Genomic DNA, 15,950 nt, shown 5'->3' on the forward strand with positions numbered 1-15,950 from the left:
TAAGCTAACCACTACTACTGCCTTCATGGTTCGGGACTTTCACCCTATAGATTGCACCCATGCCGGGCGCACAAAAAACAGCTGCAGCAGTGATTTTGCACTGCTGCAGCTGCCCCTAATCCTTAATCTTTCATCCGATCCAAGTGGTCAATTCATTAATCGGTGTTTTCTTAGCAGGTTTCGGCTCCATGTCAGGATAACCCAAGTATATGAAAGCCAGTATTTCCCCCTTTGAGGATAGCTTGAAATATTCCCGGACCTTTTCATGATAAGTTATTTTCCCCGTTCTCCATACTGCTCCCAGACCTAGGGAATGTGCAGCAAGAAGCATGTTTTGGATGGCACTGTTCACTGCCGCATATTCCTCGGAAACGAGGACATTTTTCTTATCACTAGGCTCTATGCCCACTGCGATAATGACAGGAGCCCTTAAGGGATTCTTTTTTTGCCTTTCAAGCTTACTGATTAAATTTTCAGGGGTATCATCAGCATTTTCAATTCTTGTTATTTCTTCGAATACCTGCCCAAGTTCATTTCTTCCTTCTCCTGTCAATACAAAAAAACGCCAGGGCTCCGTTCGGTGATGATTAGGTGCATATGTTCCAGCTTCTATGATTTGCTCGATCATTTCTTTAGGTACCGGATCTTGCTTGACGATTCCAATGCTTCTTCTCGTTTTTATAGCTTCAATAGTTTCCATTTTATCTCCCCTTATCCCTTTATTTCTAATAGTTTCTGTTTCAGTTCATTTTCCATTGACGCCAATTCCTGTTCGGCTTGTCGGCGTTTATGCCTGCCTTCTTCTTGAATCCGCATGGTCTCCTCAAGCGTGGAAATCAAGTTAGCTTGCGTATTCTTTAATGTTTCGATATCGACAAGTCCCCGCTCATTTTCCTTAGCAGTTTCAATGGTATTCGTTTTCAGCATTTCAGAATTCTTCAATAACAAGTCATTTGTAGTCTTGGAAACCTGCTTTTGCGCTTCTACAGCATGCCTCTGCCTGATTAAGGTCAATGCAATCGCAACCTGATTTTTCCAAAGTGGAATGGCCGTCATGATCGAAGATTGTATTTTCTCGACTAGTGCCTGATTCGTGTTTTGGATCAGCCTGATTTGCGGTGCGCTTTGAATCGTGATTTCACGACTCAATTTCAAATCATGAAGCCTTTTATCCAACCGTTCAGCAAATTGCCGCATATCATTGACTTCTTGAAATTTCATTTGATCATTGCTTAATTCAGCGGACTTCCTTAGTTCCGGAATCGTTTTCTCATGGATTTCTTCGAGTTTAATTTCCCCTGCTGCAATATAAACATTCAAAGCCTGGAAATATTCTTTATTCGTTTCATATAGCTTTTCAAGGATTACAATATCCGATAACAGGATATTCTTGCTCCGGTCGAGTTTTACACTGATTCGATCAATTTGGGCCCCTGTTTTTTGATACTTGGAGAGCACCTCCTGTACAGATCCCGAGAGCTTCCCGAACATGCGTGCAAAAAATGAGGGCTTATCCGGTTTAAGCTCATCCGGGCTCAGCTCGTTTAACTTCTTCATTAAATCACTGATAATGTTGCCCACTTCACCTACATCTTTTTTCTGGACATGCTCAAGCATCGAGTTTGAAAAGGTCAAGAGCTTTGATTGGGCGGGTGTACCATAGGATATCATCGCTTGATGATTCGTTGGGTCGATTTGTTCGGCGAGCTGATAAGCCTTTGCCCTGTTCTCTTCAGGAATGACATCAATCAGTTTAACCGGTTTCGCTTCCTGGGAAGATACTTTCTCAAGTTCCTGCACCCCATCGAATGGATTGGCTAAAAGATCATCGATCAAACTGGCGTTATTCGTTTTATTCAACAGGTTTGGATCATTGTTATTCATTTTAACCTCCTGCTTTCATCAATTACTTGTGAATCTTTTCTAGTTTTAATGGATTGTTTAGCAACGTCCAATTCGAAGTTAAGGTTATCGATATCATCGGCAATCACTTTATATAAATCCTTTTCTATCGTTTTAGTGAGTTCTTTTAAGGTTTTACGAGTTTCTGTTAAGGAAAGTTCAAGTTCCTTATTCTTTTTTGGCTGCTGTGATAAAAAAACATATTTCTCGGCGAGCTCCGTAGCTGAATCCAGATGCGAGTAATAAAATTGCTCCGCCTGGTAAAAGCGCTTCGGTTCTTTTTTCGTGAGACTATATATTTTCCTGATCATTTTAATCATATCCTTCCTCTGTTTAAAAGAAGAGATATGCCTGACCGAGATTAGTGCCTTTTGCACCCGCCATATTTTCGGTTTTGCTTCAATTAAATTTTTCTTTATATATTGGTATTCTTTTCTCGTCAATTCATGCTTTTTCAGGAATCTTGATGAAAAATAAACGGAACTTAACCAATAGGAAAGCGCCCCTCCTGCTAAGGATATGACAACAGATAGGACAAACGGTTGATTCAATCCAAAATAGCTAATCATCCAAAACGGCAAAACCATTGGAAATGCAATCAATATCGGAACAAAACCAGCAAGAAATCGATTCATTATCTTTACACTCCTGACTTACACTCTTTTCTATATATACGGATTATCTTTAAGATTGGTTTCAAGATGGATGAAAGATTTTCTCCTATACTAAACGATATAGGAACAGCATGGTTTCTGCAAATTTATTGAAATTTTTTCGGTAAAATTATCTCTTCTTCCCCATATTATGGGCAAACGCCTAGACACTTCACCGGAACTTACATAAGTTATTACGTATCCATCCTGATTTTAAAAAGGAGAGTTGACTATGAATTCATACGGATTTTATCCTTATCCACAACAAAATGGAAATCAACAGTACTATCAGTCTAATTTTAACCCCTATTTCCAACAGCCAGAAAGATTTGAATATGCACCACAGCAAGATTGGAACCTTCAGCAGATTCAAGAAAATTCATATAGCCACGTGCCCGAACAGTTCGATTTTGAAAGGGAGCCTCAACAACTTGAAAGAAGAGTCCGGGAACTTGAGCGTCAAAATGAGCGTCAAACGAGGGAACTCACTCGGCAGAACCAAGAAATCACACGGATAAATCGAGAAGTGAACCGTGTTAACCAGGAAATAACCAGGCTAAGTCAAACTGATCAACGCCATTCGAATAGGCTGAACCGACTAAATCAAAGACTTCGTGCCGTCGAAAGAAACCTAAACATCCCCTTCACCGCAACAGAGGATGGCTTTTAATACAAAAAGCAGGAGCTCATTATGGGCCCTGCTTTTTGTATCTTTTATCGGAAGGGTTTGATAATCAGTAATTCCAATAAATGAATTTAATCAAACGATTGATTAAATTTTAAAGGACCACCAAACCCTTGTCTGGAGTACTTTAACTGATTAATCAATCCTTAAAACCATCCTCGGTCACCCTTAGCAGTCCCTATGCCAATTTCTACATACATATGTTATAATATCCATTTTTCCCGAAAAACTTTCGGCTGTTCCCTTAAGTGTCTCTGAATTTAAACACACAATTTTGAAGAACACCATCGGTCATAGAGCTTTACGATTTCACTCATATCATGTGAAATATACACAATTGTTTTTCCTTGCCTTGCCAGTATTTTTACATATTGATTAATTTCGAGTTTAGATTGAAGATCGATGCCCTCGGTTGGTTCGTCCATCAAAAGGATATCAGGGGTACGTACCTAACGCGATATTAGGTTTCCGTTTCATACCGCCTGATAAGCCCTTTTCAGCCTCTTTTTGGCCGACCTCCAGCGTTGTCAAGAACCCATTTAAATGTGGACTATCTGTAAGCTGTCAACGACGAGCCTTGTTTCCAAGAATCTTCAATTGATGACCGCCATATTAAATGGCTGAGCCCTGCTCTCTTCTTTAAATTGATGCTCCCAATAAAAAAAATAGGAGTCAGCCACATCCCTGCGGCTGCTTTCCTACCCTCAAATCCTTCAATGTTATCTAAGCAGGGCCCCCCAACAATAGTTCATGCGATAGTATCACAAAAATCCCTTAAATAATGTAAGTCCTCCTAAAGTTAAAAAATTTATTCCATAATGAAAAAACAAAAAAAGAACGTGAGCCATACTTGCTCTCCCGTTCTTTCTCGATTACAACATGACCTGTTTCAATTTTTCGTTTCTTGATTCCTTTTCCTCCTGAGTAGACAAGTCATACTTCTTCAATAGATGAAAAAGTTCATTCAATGTTTCCTGTGAATTCCCTTTTTCCAGATAACAATCTATTGCTTGACTCAATGCGGTTGGTAAAAATGCCTTTTGACTCTCAAATTTCTGCCTGACATCTTGCTGCGAATGGTTAAGATTACATGTTCCCATTTAAAATTCACCTCTTACTTGATTCTACCATTAATATAATTATGGACCTTACCTTGTCAATTCTTCGTCCTGCTTAAGTAGTCATCCACCTTGATGAACTCCGGTAAGGCATGTTTCTTCTTCTTCAACAGTTGATCTTACAGGCACCCCAACATTTACAACTTTAAAAATGAAACCATGTCAATGAAAAGCCCCATATGCACAGCACCACTAATCCAAATGATTGAACTCCGAGCAAATGCCATCCCCCTCCTGTAAACTTTCCATTTTCAGTGGAGAAAAACCCTATCGCTATCGTACCCCATATGCCTGATGCCTTCCATTAATCAAACGTTTGATTAATGAAAAGAAGGTATTAAAAAGACCTTGAGAAATTTGGAAGGTATATTTAATCATTTTTTCCTTACTCTAAAAAGGCAGTGAAAACCAAGGAGGTAACACCATGACAGTAATCAGTGATGTTAAGACGACTTTAGCCGGGCTAAAAAGTGCTCAAGCAAGCTTCGAGACCTTTGCCCTTTCAACAGACAACGAGCAAGCAAAACAACTTTATCAACAAGCTGCTCAACAAACACAATTGATTGTTGACAGCGTTTCTCCCCGTATTGATCAGATTGAGCAAGAAGAACCACAATATAAGCAATAAGAAATCATATAAAAAGGTTGGTTGAGGCAACCAACCTTTTTTATATCTTTAATCCATCTATAAGGAGACGATACCTTGCCATACAAGCTAAACTGTTTCATTCCTTTTTTTTTCATATTAATCGTTTTGCTTATGACAGGATGTTCGGCAAATTCCAGTCAAACAGATAGTAATAAGGAGCGGGGCTTGAATATATCCAAAGTACATACCAACAAGCCAATTGACCAAACGGCGGCCAATCAAGCTAAAAGTAAGCTAATGAATCGGGACGAAGTCGCGGATGTAAAAGCCGTGAATTCCAATAAGGAACTGCTAGTGGCCATTAAAGTGGAAAACTTCGATCGACTACGCTTAAAAAAGATTGAAAAAAAATCGCAAACAGAACTGGAAGACATGTTTCCTGATTATAAAGTCCTGGTCTCGACAGATCAAAAAATGTTTATAGAACTGGAGCAGCTGGAGCAGGAACTTGAGAAAGACCATACTAAAATGGACTCCTTAAATAGGGATTTCAAAAGGATAAAAGCCTTATTGAATGAAAAAACGTAACAAATGAAAGAAGTGATACGAAGATGTCAAATAATAAAAAGAAAAAACTGACACCTGTCCAACAGGAATATCAGCAACTTCAAAACCAACTGGAAACCAAAAGGCCAATACTGCTGAATTGCGTAAAAGCATTTATGACTGGCGGTATAATTTGCCTGATCGGACAGGTCATTTCGAACTTTTATATCCATTACTTTGACTTCACGGACCAGACAGCTGGAAACCCAACTGCAGGCACATTAATTTTCGTCGCCATGCTTCTCACCGGATTTGGGGTGTATGACAGAATCGCCCAATTTGGCGGTGCTGGTTCTGCTGTGCCGCTTACGGGATTCGGGAATGCCGTTATATCGGCAGCGATTGAACACCGGACGGAAGGTTTCGTTTTAGGAGTCGGCGGCAATATGTTCAAATTGGCTGGATCCGTTATCTTATTCGGTGTATTTTCCGCTTTTATCGTAGCAATGATAAAAACAATACTCATACAATGGGGTGGTTTATAATGCTTACGGGACATCGCACATGGGTGTTTGATCAAAAGCCTGTCATCATCTCAACCGGAACCGTTGGTGGTCCATTTGAAGCAAACGGTTTGCTTGCTGATGATTTCGATCTACTTCATTCCGATTTATGGCTAAATCAAGATTCCTATGAAAAGGCTCACAAAGTCCTCATAGAAGAAGCGAGTACAAAAGCAATCGAAAAGGCGGGTCTTCAAAAGGAACAAATCCAATTTTTCCTCGGAGGCGACCTTATCAATCAAATAACCCCTACGAGTTTTGCCTGTCGAACATTGGGAACACCTTATCTCGGCTTATTTGGAGCTTGCTCAACCTCTATGGAAGGACTGGCTCTCGGAGCATACCTTGTCAATACCAAAGGGGCAGATTACTTATTGACAGGAGCATCAAGTCATAATACAGCAGTTGAAAAGCAATTTCGCTACCCAACTGAATACGGTGGGCAAAAACCTCCAACAGCCCAATGGACCGTTACGGGGGCAGGTGTGGCTTTATTAAGCAGTGCCGGGGAAGGCCCAAGAGTCACTTCAGCTACGATAGGCCGTGTCATCGACATGGGATTGACTGATCCTTTCAATATGGGAGGTGCCATGGCCCCGGCCGCTGTGGATACGATTGAAGCCCATTTAAGAGAACGGAACCTCTCCCCATCTTATTATGATTTAATAGTGACCGGGGATTTAGGAAAAATTGGACATGAAGTTTCATTGGAATTGTTTAAAAAACATGGAACTCCCATTGAGGAAAAGCAATATAAAGATTGCGGTTTAATGATATACAAGAATGATCAACCGGTCCTATCTGGAGCGAGCGGACCTGGATGTTCCGCAACCGTTGTGTATGGTCATTTATTAAATCGCATGAAAAAGGGTGAAATAAAACGAATGCTCGTCGTGGCTACCGGTGCCTTGCTATCTCCCCTTTCCTTTCAACAAAGTGAGACGATTCCATGCATTGCCCATGCCGTATCAATTGAATATGGCGGTGAACCACAATTATGATTTACTTTTGGGCTTTTGTAGTCGGGGGCTCCATTTGTGTAATCGGGCAGATAATGTTTGATGTATTTAAACTCACGCCTGCCCATACTTTATGTACTTTTGTTGTTACGGGAGCGCTTTTGGATGGTTTTGGATTATATGAACCTTTCATTGATTTTGCGGGTGCAGGAGCGACGGTGCCCATTACCAGTTTTGGAAATTCCCTTGTACACGGAGCGTTAGCCGAAGCGGAAAAGCATGGCTTGATCGGTGTTGTATCTGGCATGTTCGAAGTAACCAGTGCCGGGATATCAGCTGCCATCATTTTTGGTATGATCGGAGCCATTATTTTTAGACCTAAAGGATAAGGAGGATGCTCCATGACGATAGCTTCTGATGTAAAACAATGTGTCTCTAGCCTAAAAGGAGTTGAGGCAGGCTTATCCAGCCTAGCACTCCGGACTCAAGATGATGAATCTAAACGCACCTTGCATGAAACGATGCTGGTGGTGAATGAAATACTGAAGGATGTACAAAAGCGAGTGGGTGAGTTAGAACGGGAAGAACCACAATATAAGGGGTTTTAAATACCTATGAATTGCAGGGGGTGCTAAGTAATGCCTGAATGGTTAGAAATCGTTTTACGGTCACTATTTTTCTTAATTGTTCTTTTTTTAATCACAAAATGGTTAGGTAAAAAACAAATATCTCAGCTTTCCTTTTTTGAGTACGTCACTGGCATAACCATCGGGAACGTTGGCGCAGAGTTAGCCACAAAGGTTGAAGGAAATATTGTTCACGGTGTTCTTTCCATTCTCGTTTTTGCATTTGCTCCTTTCATTGCAGGATTACTTTCTATGAAAAGCAAAATTGTTCGTGATTTAGTCGAAGGGAAAGCAACAATTTTTATTAAAGATGGAAAAGTCATGGAGGACAATTTAAAAAAGGAAAAGTATACAACCGATGAATTATTGTGGTTACTCCGAAGTAAGGATGTCTTTGATATATCAACAGTCGAGTTTGCCTTATTAGAGGCTAACGGTGATTTTTCCGTACTGTTAAAGAAAGAAGACCAACCTCTAACTGCAAAAGATTTAAAAATGACAGTTGCTTCTGTCAAGGAGGCTCAGACTGTTATAATGGATGGTCAAATTCTAGATGAACCCCTATCCACGATTGGCCTAAACCGAAATTGGCTGAAAACTGAACTGGATAAGTTAGGTGTAACCATCGAGAATGTCTTTCTCGGACAAGCAAACTCTAATGGAGAATTAAACGTGGACCTTTTTGATGATAAAATTAAAGTGCCATCTCCTCAGGAAAAACCTTTAATGCTCGCAACCTTGAAAAAATGCCAAGCAGACTTAGAATTATTTGCCCTTGGAACTGAATCAAACGAAGCTAAAGAGATGTATAACAAAAATAGCGAAAAACTGCAAAAGGCAATAGATGACGTAGCCCATATCTTAAGAAACTGATTACTGTATTGATTTCCTCACTTCCATAAGAGAAGTGATTAGCCCAATGGTGAAGATCGTCACACATGAAAAAAGGAAAATTTCTATACCTAAGGTGAAGGCGGCGGCGGAAATGATTAATGTATCTATGAGGATAATGGCCAAAGCAATGTCTATAGAGGTAGATTTGGAAATGATTTTGGCTAACATATCCGTTCCCCCGCTGCTAGTCTCATATCGAAGCATAAGCCCTATGGCCACTCCGATGATGGCACCGCCAATCAAAGAGCTAGCTAGTATCGAAATGGAAAAGACCTTTTTCAATGGATTTAGCCAATCCATAAAAAGGGATGTCAATAATAATCCGTGAATGCTGCTGTAGAAAAAGGGCCGTTCATAATGCCAGGCATATAAAAATAGGGGAATGCTAAGGATCAGCATCGATAGCCCCGTTTGAAAACCAAAGAAATAATGAAGGATGAGTGCAATTCCAATAACTCCGCCATCTATTAAATGATGAGGAACTAAAAAACCATTGATTCCAATACCCATCATAAAGCTTCCAACACTTACAGCCACCGCTTTTTGAAAATTAATAAAATCACCTGCCGCCCTTTTGATAATCCTAATATATGTCCAAGTTAGGGAGTCAAGAATATACATGTAAAAAAAAACCATATCCTCCACTTAAAAAAGGAGCCCGGTCATGAGTGACCGGACTCTTTCTCATTATTTCAACTCTAATAACACTACATTTTCAACATGTGTCGTCATTGGGAACATATCAACAGGTTGGATATCGATTGCTTTATATCCGCCTTCTTCCAAGATATGAAGATCACGCGCCAGAGTGCCTGGGTTGCATGACACGTATACGACTTTATTCGGTTTCATCTCGATGATCGTATTTAGAAGGGATTCTTCGCAACCTTTGCGTGGAGGATCCACTACGATGACATCAGCAGTGTTGCCCTTTTGATACCATTCAGCAATAACGTTGCCTGCATCGCCAACAATGAATTCGGCATTTGAGATTTCATTCAATTCAGCGTTGCGGCGTGCGTCTTCTATCGCTTCTTCCACTACTTCGACACCGATTACTTTTTTCGCTTTTTTAGCTAAGAATAAAGAAATGGTTCCTATGCCGCAATAGGCATCTATCACCGTCTCTTCACCCGTTAGCCCTGCATAGTCAAGGGCTTTATCATAAAGGACTTTCGTTTGATCTGGATTGATTTGGTAAAATGATTTTGCTGAAATCGCAAATTTAACATCACCGATCATATCATGGATCACTTCGTCGCCCCACAATAAAGTCATTTTATCGCCTAAGATAACATTGGTTTTCTTGGAATTCACGTTTTGAACGATGGATTTCACTTGTGGAAGACGTTCAACGACTTCCTTTACGATAGTTTCGATGAAAGGGATACTATTTGTTCTTGTAACAAGAACAATCATCAATTCCCCTGTTTGCTTGCCATAACGGGCCATGATGTGCCGCAATACACCTTTATGTGCCTCCTCATTATAAGCAGGGATACCAAGTTTACTGAAAATCTCTTTAACAACTTGAACGGCTTCACTGATCGCTTCATTTTGGATAATGCTTTCTTTCGTTTCAACAATTTCATGTGTCCGCGGTTTGAAGAATCCAGCTATTAGCCTGCCATCCTTTTCACCAACAGGCACTTGAGCTTTATTGCGATAATGAGTTGGATTCTCCATCCCGATGATTGGATGAACCTTCACATCCTCAAGTTTCCCGATGCGTGTCATCACATCACGTACTTGCTTTTCCTTGAATTCCAACTGTCCTTCATAGCTCATATGTTGCAGCTGACATCCACCGTATTTATGGAAGTCTTCAGTAGTGACCTCAACCCGGTATGGACTATTTTCTATAATCTCCATCAAGCGTCCGAAGCCATAACCTTTATTAGCCTTCATCACTTTAATTTTTGCCTTTTCACCAGGAAGGGCGTTCTGAACAAAGATAGGATAGCCATCGACTTTAGCCACTCCAGCTCCTTCGTGTGTTAAATCTTCAAATAAAACCTCTATAATATCGTTTTTAGCAACAGGTGCTGTTTTTTTCATATCATCTTCTCTTTTCTTTTTTATGCTAGCCTGTATTTTACCACAATCGAGCCCTTGCCACAAAACCACTCACCAATTTACCTTAGTTTTCATAAAAATATAGGGGAAGGAATTACGATTTTTCATAGTTCCATGTATAAAAGTTCAACAAAAAAAGAAAAATAAGGAAAAATAAACGAGGTGAGGAAATGAGTTTATTTAACTCTATATCAGCCTGGAACGCTACAAGGCTAGAAAAACATCGAGCAAGCATGGAGGAAAAAGGCTTCTGTCCGGATTGTTACGGACGAGGATACAGCTCCTTCGTACCGACGGAATATCATTTTTCCGATATACACGACTGTCCCGGCTGTAATGGTACCGGAGTTTACGCCGATTGGGCCGCCATGAATGGTCAGCAAATGTAGTTGCAACAAGCGCCAAGTTCAAAAAACACCGAAAAAGGACCCCCTGTTAAACAGGAGGTTCTTCTATTTCTTTTACCATATAGCCAAATTCATGGCCGCTAATCGTAATGGTTTTCATTTCTTTATATCCTAATCTGCTATAGAGACGATTCGCCCCTTCATTTTCATTTTCAACGACTAAAGAAACCCTTGGATACCCCTTCTGTTTAGCGTACCCCTCAACATATTGAATCAGTGCACTACCAATCCCTTTTCCTTGAAAATTCGGGTCAACGCATAATGTATCCAAATAAAAGTCTTTCATTTCTGCTTCCTTATCAAGCGTAACGCTTGGATCTTTCATTTTCGTCCTTAATCGTTTCACTATCGGTTCATCCAAGCTTTCGGAATCCTTGCCATGGTAGGCAATGATCAATCCCGATACTTGTCCATCATGTTCACTTACGAACGTATTTTCATAGCTGATCCGATTTCCGCTTTTCCTGAACAAATCGGCAAGAACGTAAAGTATTCTTTCTTCTTCCGTTTCACCTGTCAATACCTCTGCAATTTCTTTAATCGCTAACCGGGTCAATATTGCTGCCTTGTCCGCATCTTCCGGTGTCGCTTTCCTGATATACATGTTCTCACATTCTCCTTGCTTAATTAAAGTTGAAAAGGCCACCAGATTCAGTGGCCTTTTCACCCTATTTTGCCGGATCGTCCGGCAGTATTCCTTGTGGGATGAATACATCAAAATGGCGGTACTGATTTACGAATTCAGCTGGGGCCATCCCGCCAAACTCCCCATCCAAATTAAGCATCATGTCCTTTTTGGCCTGTACTTTAATTCGATTGGCTTTTTCATAAATGACGTTTTTATCATGGATATGTTCACCGCGCATTGCCAATGTTGCGACACGCACAATATCAGCAAGGTTGGCCTTTTTTAAAATGAGCAACGTGAACATACCATCATTCAGAGAGGCGTCAGGAGCCAGTTTCTCGAAGCCGCCGACCGAATTCGTGTTAGCCACCAAGAAAAGCATGATCTCTCCTTCAAAAAGCTTTCCATCATATTCAATAGAGACTTCCGTCGGTTTAATTGAAGGAAGCATTTCAATTCCTTTAATATAGTACGCTAGCTGCCCAAGCATGGTTTTCAGCTTGATCGGCACGTCGTAGGTCAATTCAGTCAATCGGCCCCCACCAGCAATATTGATGAAGTACCTATCGTTCATTTTACCAATATCGATCGGCATCGTATGCCCTCCGGCAATAATTTCGGCTGCCCCTTCGATTGACTTCGGTAAATGCAGTGCCCGCGCGAAATCATTTGTCGTTCCCGTCGGAATGATTCCTAGTTTCGGACGTTTCTCTGCAGTGGCCAGTCCATTAACAACCTCATAAATCGTTCCGTCGCCTCCTGCTGCAATGACAATATCATAGCCTCGTTCAATCGCAATTTTAGCCGCTTTCGTCGCATCCCCAGCACCGGTAGTCGCATGTGCAGAAGCTTCATAACCAGCTTCTTCAAGTTTCGCTAGCACAGCTGGCAGGCTCTTCTTAATGGCTTCCCGGCCCGAAGTCGGGTTGTAAATCAACCTTGCTCTCTTCATTTCCCATCATCCTTATACATATTGATTCCATAATTTACATCTTAATCCTTCATTACATGAAAAGCAATATTCGAAAAAAAAGAGGACCGCTTTTCGGTCCATATCTTTATATCCACTTTACTAGAAATCTTATCAGGGAAATTATAATGCTTTTTACAATTTTATTCTAGTAAATGATTTCAATCATTGATATTGAACATTTACGTTAAATGTATCGGTGACCGTCAAAGTATGCTTCCCTTTTCCAGTATTGAATATCCCATTCTTTTTTACAATGCCTTCTTCACCTGTTTCTTCTTCATTCACTTCCGTCACCTTCCAGATATCCTCAGGTCCTTCAAGTTCCTCAACCCCTCTAGCATCTATCTTGATATCACTATTGCCCTGTAGGCATACGCTAAGATTCCCGCTATCCTTCACATTCCAATCATTCAAAAGCCTTCTAGGCTTCACCACAAGATCGGTACTTTGTCCGTCTATCTCTGCTGCCAAGTCAGCAGGAATTATAAGAGTGGCCTTAAGATTCATTGTACCATTGTCCAAAAATCCATTTTTTTTCGGCAAATCCTTGAAGCTTATATAAAGCGTATCACCATTTCTCTCAATCATTAAATAGTCTTCCGCCTTCTTCAACAAAGAATCACCATCTTCCATTACCCGCTCATCATAAGTTCCAAAAATGGAAACTTCCTCATCCGCACCACTTTCAATCGTCAATGGGTATGAGCCAGTATCCAGGACAACTCTCTCTATGTCTTTCCCGGCCTTTTCATTGAAACCAGGCAAATTGACCGTTTTTTCTTCACTATTCACGGCAGCCCTAACTTGATCCATCAATCCGCTTGATGTTAGCAGAATTAAAGCAATCCCCGTCGTTCCAAGCAGCCCCACAAAAAAAACACTAAGAATATCATACTTTACAAAGGAACTTTCTTTTCTGGAAAAATAAATATAGAAGAGAATCTCCATACCCAAGATAATGAACAGCAACGGCCACCAAGATAGCAAAATCGTCGTCAAATTCATATCCGCAATTTGAGAAACCAGTAAAACCAAACCTAGACTAACCAGAGAGATTCCCATTGAAATCGTTCCGACTCTCCATGTTCTCATTTTGTCCTCTCCTTAACTCTCCCTTTTTTACTTCCCGACAGCAATTTGATTCCCCCACCTATTAGAAGGATGCATACCAGTCCTTTTTGAAAATAATCTCTGAACCAATATTCCAGGTTTCTCCCAATCCATTCATCTAAATGAGGGGCAAGGGCCGGGACGATTATATTACTAGCAAAAAAATAGATTCCAAGTCCCACCAACCCAAACCCTACCCATTTTTGGTGATTTACGATTCCCGAAATGATGGGCGTATCTTCAACAGGACCCTCCTCCATTTTCGAGGCTTTTTGCAATCCATCAAAAAAACTATAAAACCAGATGATCGGTATAAGGAAAAAGAAGAAACCTAAACGGAGTAAATCCAGTATGTAAATGGCGAATAAAAAACCGGCCATCAATTGAATCCCACGTTTTTGCAGCCCCAAATATAAGTGACCCGCACCAGGGAATATAGCGAATAAAGTCGCGACCGATTTACTCTTCTTCCCGGATTCCCGTCTCTCTTCGAAATCTTCCAAAACGGACCGATCAATAAGCTTCTCACCTCTTTGCTTTTTATTCAGCTGTTGAACCGAATCAAAAAAGCTGTAAATCCAGATAACAGGCAAAAGAGCCATGAATATTAACAAACCTTCCATTTGTGTCATCACACTGATGAATATCACCATAGTGCCCATGCCTAAAAAGCCGATTAGAAAAATGAGTCCCCGATTCATGAGGCCCAGTTGAAAATGCCCTAATCCTGGAACAAATGAAAGGATGATTACATAGAATCTTTCCGCTTCCGGCTGTTCTACCATTCCCTCTAAGTCCGCTTCATTTTTGGGATTCATTAGTGAGGTGACCACCAAATCAAATATACTTATGAAATAAAACACCATTCCAATAATGGATAAAGCTAGAAATGCATCCGCATGACTGATCAATGAAAGAAAAAGACCTCCAAGCCCCAATCCGGCCGTAGCAAGAAAATAAAATAACCCTTTATATTTCCTTCCCAGGTAAAAATGTCCGAAACCTGGCAGAAACGATAATAAAAAAGCTATTACTGGACTTTTATTCATTCCTAAACCCCTCCTTATTTTTCTTTTCAATAGAGTCCATCCAATTAAATGTTTTATCAATAATCCCATCGGTTAAGGACTGAGTTTCCTTTACACTTCTGGATTCCATAGAATCCACGTATTCTGTAAATGATTGAAATACTCCACCTGCCATTAATAGGATCGTAAACCCGGCCGCAATCAGGTAATGTCTTGTGATCGTCCGGAGTGAATTCTCTTTTCGGAGTTGCTTATCCTCTTCAACATACCCGCCTTTCAATCGGCTAATCGAGTCCATGACAGGGCCGGCAATATCAAATCCTTCAATTTCCAGACTGGATTCTTCTTTTTCCATTGCCTCCAAATAGGCGGACAAACACTTGTCACAGGAGTATAGATGATTTTCATATTCTATTTTTAGAGACTCTGGTATTTCATCTGCCAAATATGCAACCCACCCTGTTTCAGGAACATGATTCATGAAAAATCCTCCTCTTTCCAATGTTTTCTCATCCAATTTCTTGCCCGATATAGCTTTACCTCCACAGATTTAACTTGAATCTGCTGTTCCTCCGCAATTTGCTTGAATGTCTTTTCCTTTATGTAATAGCCATATACAACGTCCCGATACCCCTCCGGAAGGTCATTCAGCTTCCGTAATACTTGCTTTCGCCTTTCATTCCGAAAAAATACTGCCTCGACATCATCAGTTAAGCCCAAATTAGCTTCCGATGAACGTTCCTCATGCGGTTCTTCCTTTTGACGTACCCTTTTTCGCTTTAGATCTATTGCATGATTGACCGCAATACGGGTAATCCAAGTTTTGAACCCTTGATTGTTATATTGAGGAAGAGAAGTATAGATTTTGATAAAGACTTCCTGGGTAACATCTTCTGCATCCTTTTGATTTCTTAAGACGGAATAGACGGTTCTATAAATCGTCTGTTTATACGTTTCAATCAACAATCGGAATGCATGATCATTCCCAGCCCTGACCTTCTCAACTAACTCATCCGTCACTTCTCTTCCTCCTTTCCTGTTAAGCATCCATGTAATAGACGACACAAAAAGGAGTTACCCCTACAGATAACTCCGAAAAAATCAAAAATTTTTTTCCCGCTTGAAATTCCGATTATTTTTCTCATTTTTGCTTTCCTTAATCATGAGAAAACCGTACCACCTTAAAAGTGATA

General features: G+C 40.5%; 20 protein-coding genes. 8 read left to right on the forward strand and 12 right to left on the reverse strand.

Going from position 1 to position 15,950, the window contains the following annotated elements; all coding sequences use genetic code 11:
- Nucleotides 1–130: 130 nt before the first annotated feature.
- The 3 genes from N9I19_RS15680 to N9I19_RS15690 are packed head-to-tail and all read right to left on the reverse strand — an operon-like array spanning nucleotide 131 to nucleotide 2,537.
- Nucleotides 131–700, reverse strand: a complete 570-nt coding sequence (locus N9I19_RS15680) for a nitroreductase family protein (protein ID WP_089362532.1) — start codon at nucleotides 698–700, stop codon at nucleotides 131–133.
- An 11-nt stretch (nucleotides 701–711) separates the two neighbouring features.
- Nucleotides 712–1,884, reverse strand: a complete 1,173-nt coding sequence (locus N9I19_RS15685) for a toxic anion resistance protein (protein WP_089362531.1) — start codon at nucleotides 1,882–1,884, stop codon at nucleotides 712–714.
- Nucleotides 1,881–2,537, reverse strand: coding sequence for a 5-bromo-4-chloroindolyl phosphate hydrolysis family protein (locus N9I19_RS15690; protein ID WP_317778331.1), 657 nt, complete (start codon nucleotides 2,535–2,537; stop codon nucleotides 1,881–1,883). Before N9I19_RS15690 ends, N9I19_RS15685 begins: the two co-directional genes overlap by 4 nt.
- Before the next feature lie 250 nt (nucleotides 2,538–2,787).
- On the opposite strand from N9I19_RS15690, the gene N9I19_RS15695 reads away from it, so the two are divergent.
- Nucleotides 2,788–3,225 (forward strand): hypothetical protein, encoded by a 438-nt coding sequence (locus tag N9I19_RS15695; protein WP_081108670.1) that lies wholly within the window; start codon nucleotides 2,788–2,790, stop codon nucleotides 3,223–3,225.
- A gap of 887 nt (nucleotides 3,226–4,112) precedes the next feature.
- Here N9I19_RS15695 and N9I19_RS15700 read toward each other — a convergent pair.
- Nucleotides 4,113–4,340 carry a hypothetical protein gene (locus N9I19_RS15700; protein ID WP_317778332.1) on the reverse strand — a complete coding sequence of 76 codons (228 nt, stop codon included), beginning with the start codon at nucleotides 4,338–4,340 and terminating at the stop codon, nucleotides 4,113–4,115.
- A gap of 442 nt (nucleotides 4,341–4,782) precedes the next feature.
- On the opposite strand from N9I19_RS15700, the gene N9I19_RS15705 reads away from it, so the two are divergent.
- The 7 genes from N9I19_RS15705 (at nucleotide 4,783) to N9I19_RS15735 (ending at nucleotide 8,514) form a co-directional block, all read left to right on the forward strand.
- The gene (locus N9I19_RS15705; protein WP_317778333.1) at nucleotides 4,783–4,986 is read left to right on the forward strand and encodes a DUF1657 domain-containing protein; all 204 of its coding nucleotides are present in this window, start codon (nucleotides 4,783–4,785) and stop codon (nucleotides 4,984–4,986) included.
- Nucleotides 4,987–5,061: 75 nt separating this feature from the next.
- Nucleotides 5,062–5,535 (forward strand): YhcN/YlaJ family sporulation lipoprotein, encoded by a 474-nt coding sequence (locus N9I19_RS15710; protein ID WP_317778334.1) that lies wholly within the window; start codon nucleotides 5,062–5,064, stop codon nucleotides 5,533–5,535.
- A 23-nt stretch (nucleotides 5,536–5,558) separates the two neighbouring features.
- Complete coding sequence (gene spoVAC / locus N9I19_RS15715; protein ID WP_317778335.1) at nucleotides 5,559–6,038, forward strand: stage V sporulation protein AC; 480 nt, start codon at nucleotides 5,559–5,561, stop codon at nucleotides 6,036–6,038.
- Complete coding sequence (gene spoVAD / locus N9I19_RS15720) at nucleotides 6,038–7,057, forward strand: stage V sporulation protein AD (protein WP_125162640.1); 1,020 nt, start codon at nucleotides 6,038–6,040, stop codon at nucleotides 7,055–7,057. Before spoVAC ends, spoVAD begins: the two co-directional genes overlap by 1 nt.
- Nucleotides 7,054–7,404, forward strand: coding sequence for a stage V sporulation protein AE (gene spoVAE, locus N9I19_RS15725; protein ID WP_061461293.1), 351 nt, complete (start codon nucleotides 7,054–7,056; stop codon nucleotides 7,402–7,404). Before spoVAD ends, spoVAE begins: the two co-directional genes overlap by 4 nt.
- Before the next feature lie 12 nt (nucleotides 7,405–7,416).
- The gene (locus N9I19_RS15730; RefSeq protein ID WP_061461292.1) at nucleotides 7,417–7,623 is read left to right on the forward strand and encodes a DUF1657 domain-containing protein; all 207 of its coding nucleotides are present in this window, start codon (nucleotides 7,417–7,419) and stop codon (nucleotides 7,621–7,623) included.
- Nucleotides 7,624–7,653: 30 nt separating this feature from the next.
- The gene (locus N9I19_RS15735; RefSeq protein WP_317778336.1) at nucleotides 7,654–8,514 is read left to right on the forward strand and encodes a DUF421 domain-containing protein; all 861 of its coding nucleotides are present in this window, start codon (nucleotides 7,654–7,656) and stop codon (nucleotides 8,512–8,514) included.
- Here N9I19_RS15735 and N9I19_RS15740 read toward each other — a convergent pair whose 3' ends face one another.
- The 8 genes from N9I19_RS15740 to N9I19_RS15775 all read right to left on the reverse strand — a co-directional run bounded on the left by N9I19_RS15740 (nucleotide 8,515) and on the right by N9I19_RS15775 (nucleotide 15,777).
- Nucleotides 8,515–9,171, reverse strand: a complete 657-nt coding sequence (locus N9I19_RS15740; protein WP_411730455.1) for a YitT family protein — start codon at nucleotides 9,169–9,171, stop codon at nucleotides 8,515–8,517. It abuts the gene before it with no gap.
- Between the two features lie 51 nt (nucleotides 9,172–9,222).
- Nucleotides 9,223–10,593, reverse strand: coding sequence for a 23S rRNA (uracil(1939)-C(5))-methyltransferase RlmD (rlmD, locus tag N9I19_RS15745; RefSeq protein ID WP_089362525.1), 1,371 nt, complete (start codon nucleotides 10,591–10,593; stop codon nucleotides 9,223–9,225).
- A 453-nt stretch (nucleotides 10,594–11,046) separates the two neighbouring features.
- Nucleotides 11,047–11,622, reverse strand: a complete 576-nt coding sequence (locus N9I19_RS15750; RefSeq protein ID WP_317778337.1) for a GNAT family N-acetyltransferase — start codon at nucleotides 11,620–11,622, stop codon at nucleotides 11,047–11,049.
- A gap of 64 nt (nucleotides 11,623–11,686) precedes the next feature.
- A complete protein-coding gene (locus tag N9I19_RS15755; RefSeq protein ID WP_317778339.1) occupies nucleotides 11,687–12,598 on the reverse strand; it encodes a diacylglycerol kinase in 912 nt (303 codons plus the stop codon).
- 183 nt (nucleotides 12,599–12,781) lie between these two features.
- Nucleotides 12,782–13,711: a LiaF transmembrane domain-containing protein gene (locus tag N9I19_RS15760; RefSeq protein ID WP_284471953.1), complete on the reverse strand. Its 930-nt coding sequence runs from the start codon at nucleotides 13,709–13,711 to the stop codon at nucleotides 12,782–12,784.
- Nucleotides 13,708–14,778: a hypothetical protein gene (locus N9I19_RS15765; RefSeq protein ID WP_317778340.1), complete on the reverse strand. Its 1,071-nt coding sequence runs from the start codon at nucleotides 14,776–14,778 to the stop codon at nucleotides 13,708–13,710. Before N9I19_RS15765 ends, N9I19_RS15760 begins: the two co-directional genes overlap by 4 nt.
- Entirely contained in the window at nucleotides 14,771–15,238 is a 468-nt protein-coding gene (locus tag N9I19_RS15770; protein ID WP_317778341.1) for a hypothetical protein, read from the reverse strand. The genes N9I19_RS15765 and N9I19_RS15770 overlap by 8 nt, the downstream gene beginning before the upstream one ends.
- Nucleotides 15,235–15,777, reverse strand: coding sequence for a sigma-70 family RNA polymerase sigma factor (locus tag N9I19_RS15775; protein ID WP_317778342.1), 543 nt, complete (start codon nucleotides 15,775–15,777; stop codon nucleotides 15,235–15,237). Before N9I19_RS15775 ends, N9I19_RS15770 begins: the two co-directional genes overlap by 4 nt.
- Nucleotides 15,778–15,950: the final 173 nt, after the last annotated feature.

This window comes from Peribacillus sp. CSMR9 (genome assembly GCF_033141925.1).
Lineage (GTDB): Bacteria > Bacillota > Bacilli > Bacillales > DSM-1321 > Peribacillus > Peribacillus simplex_A.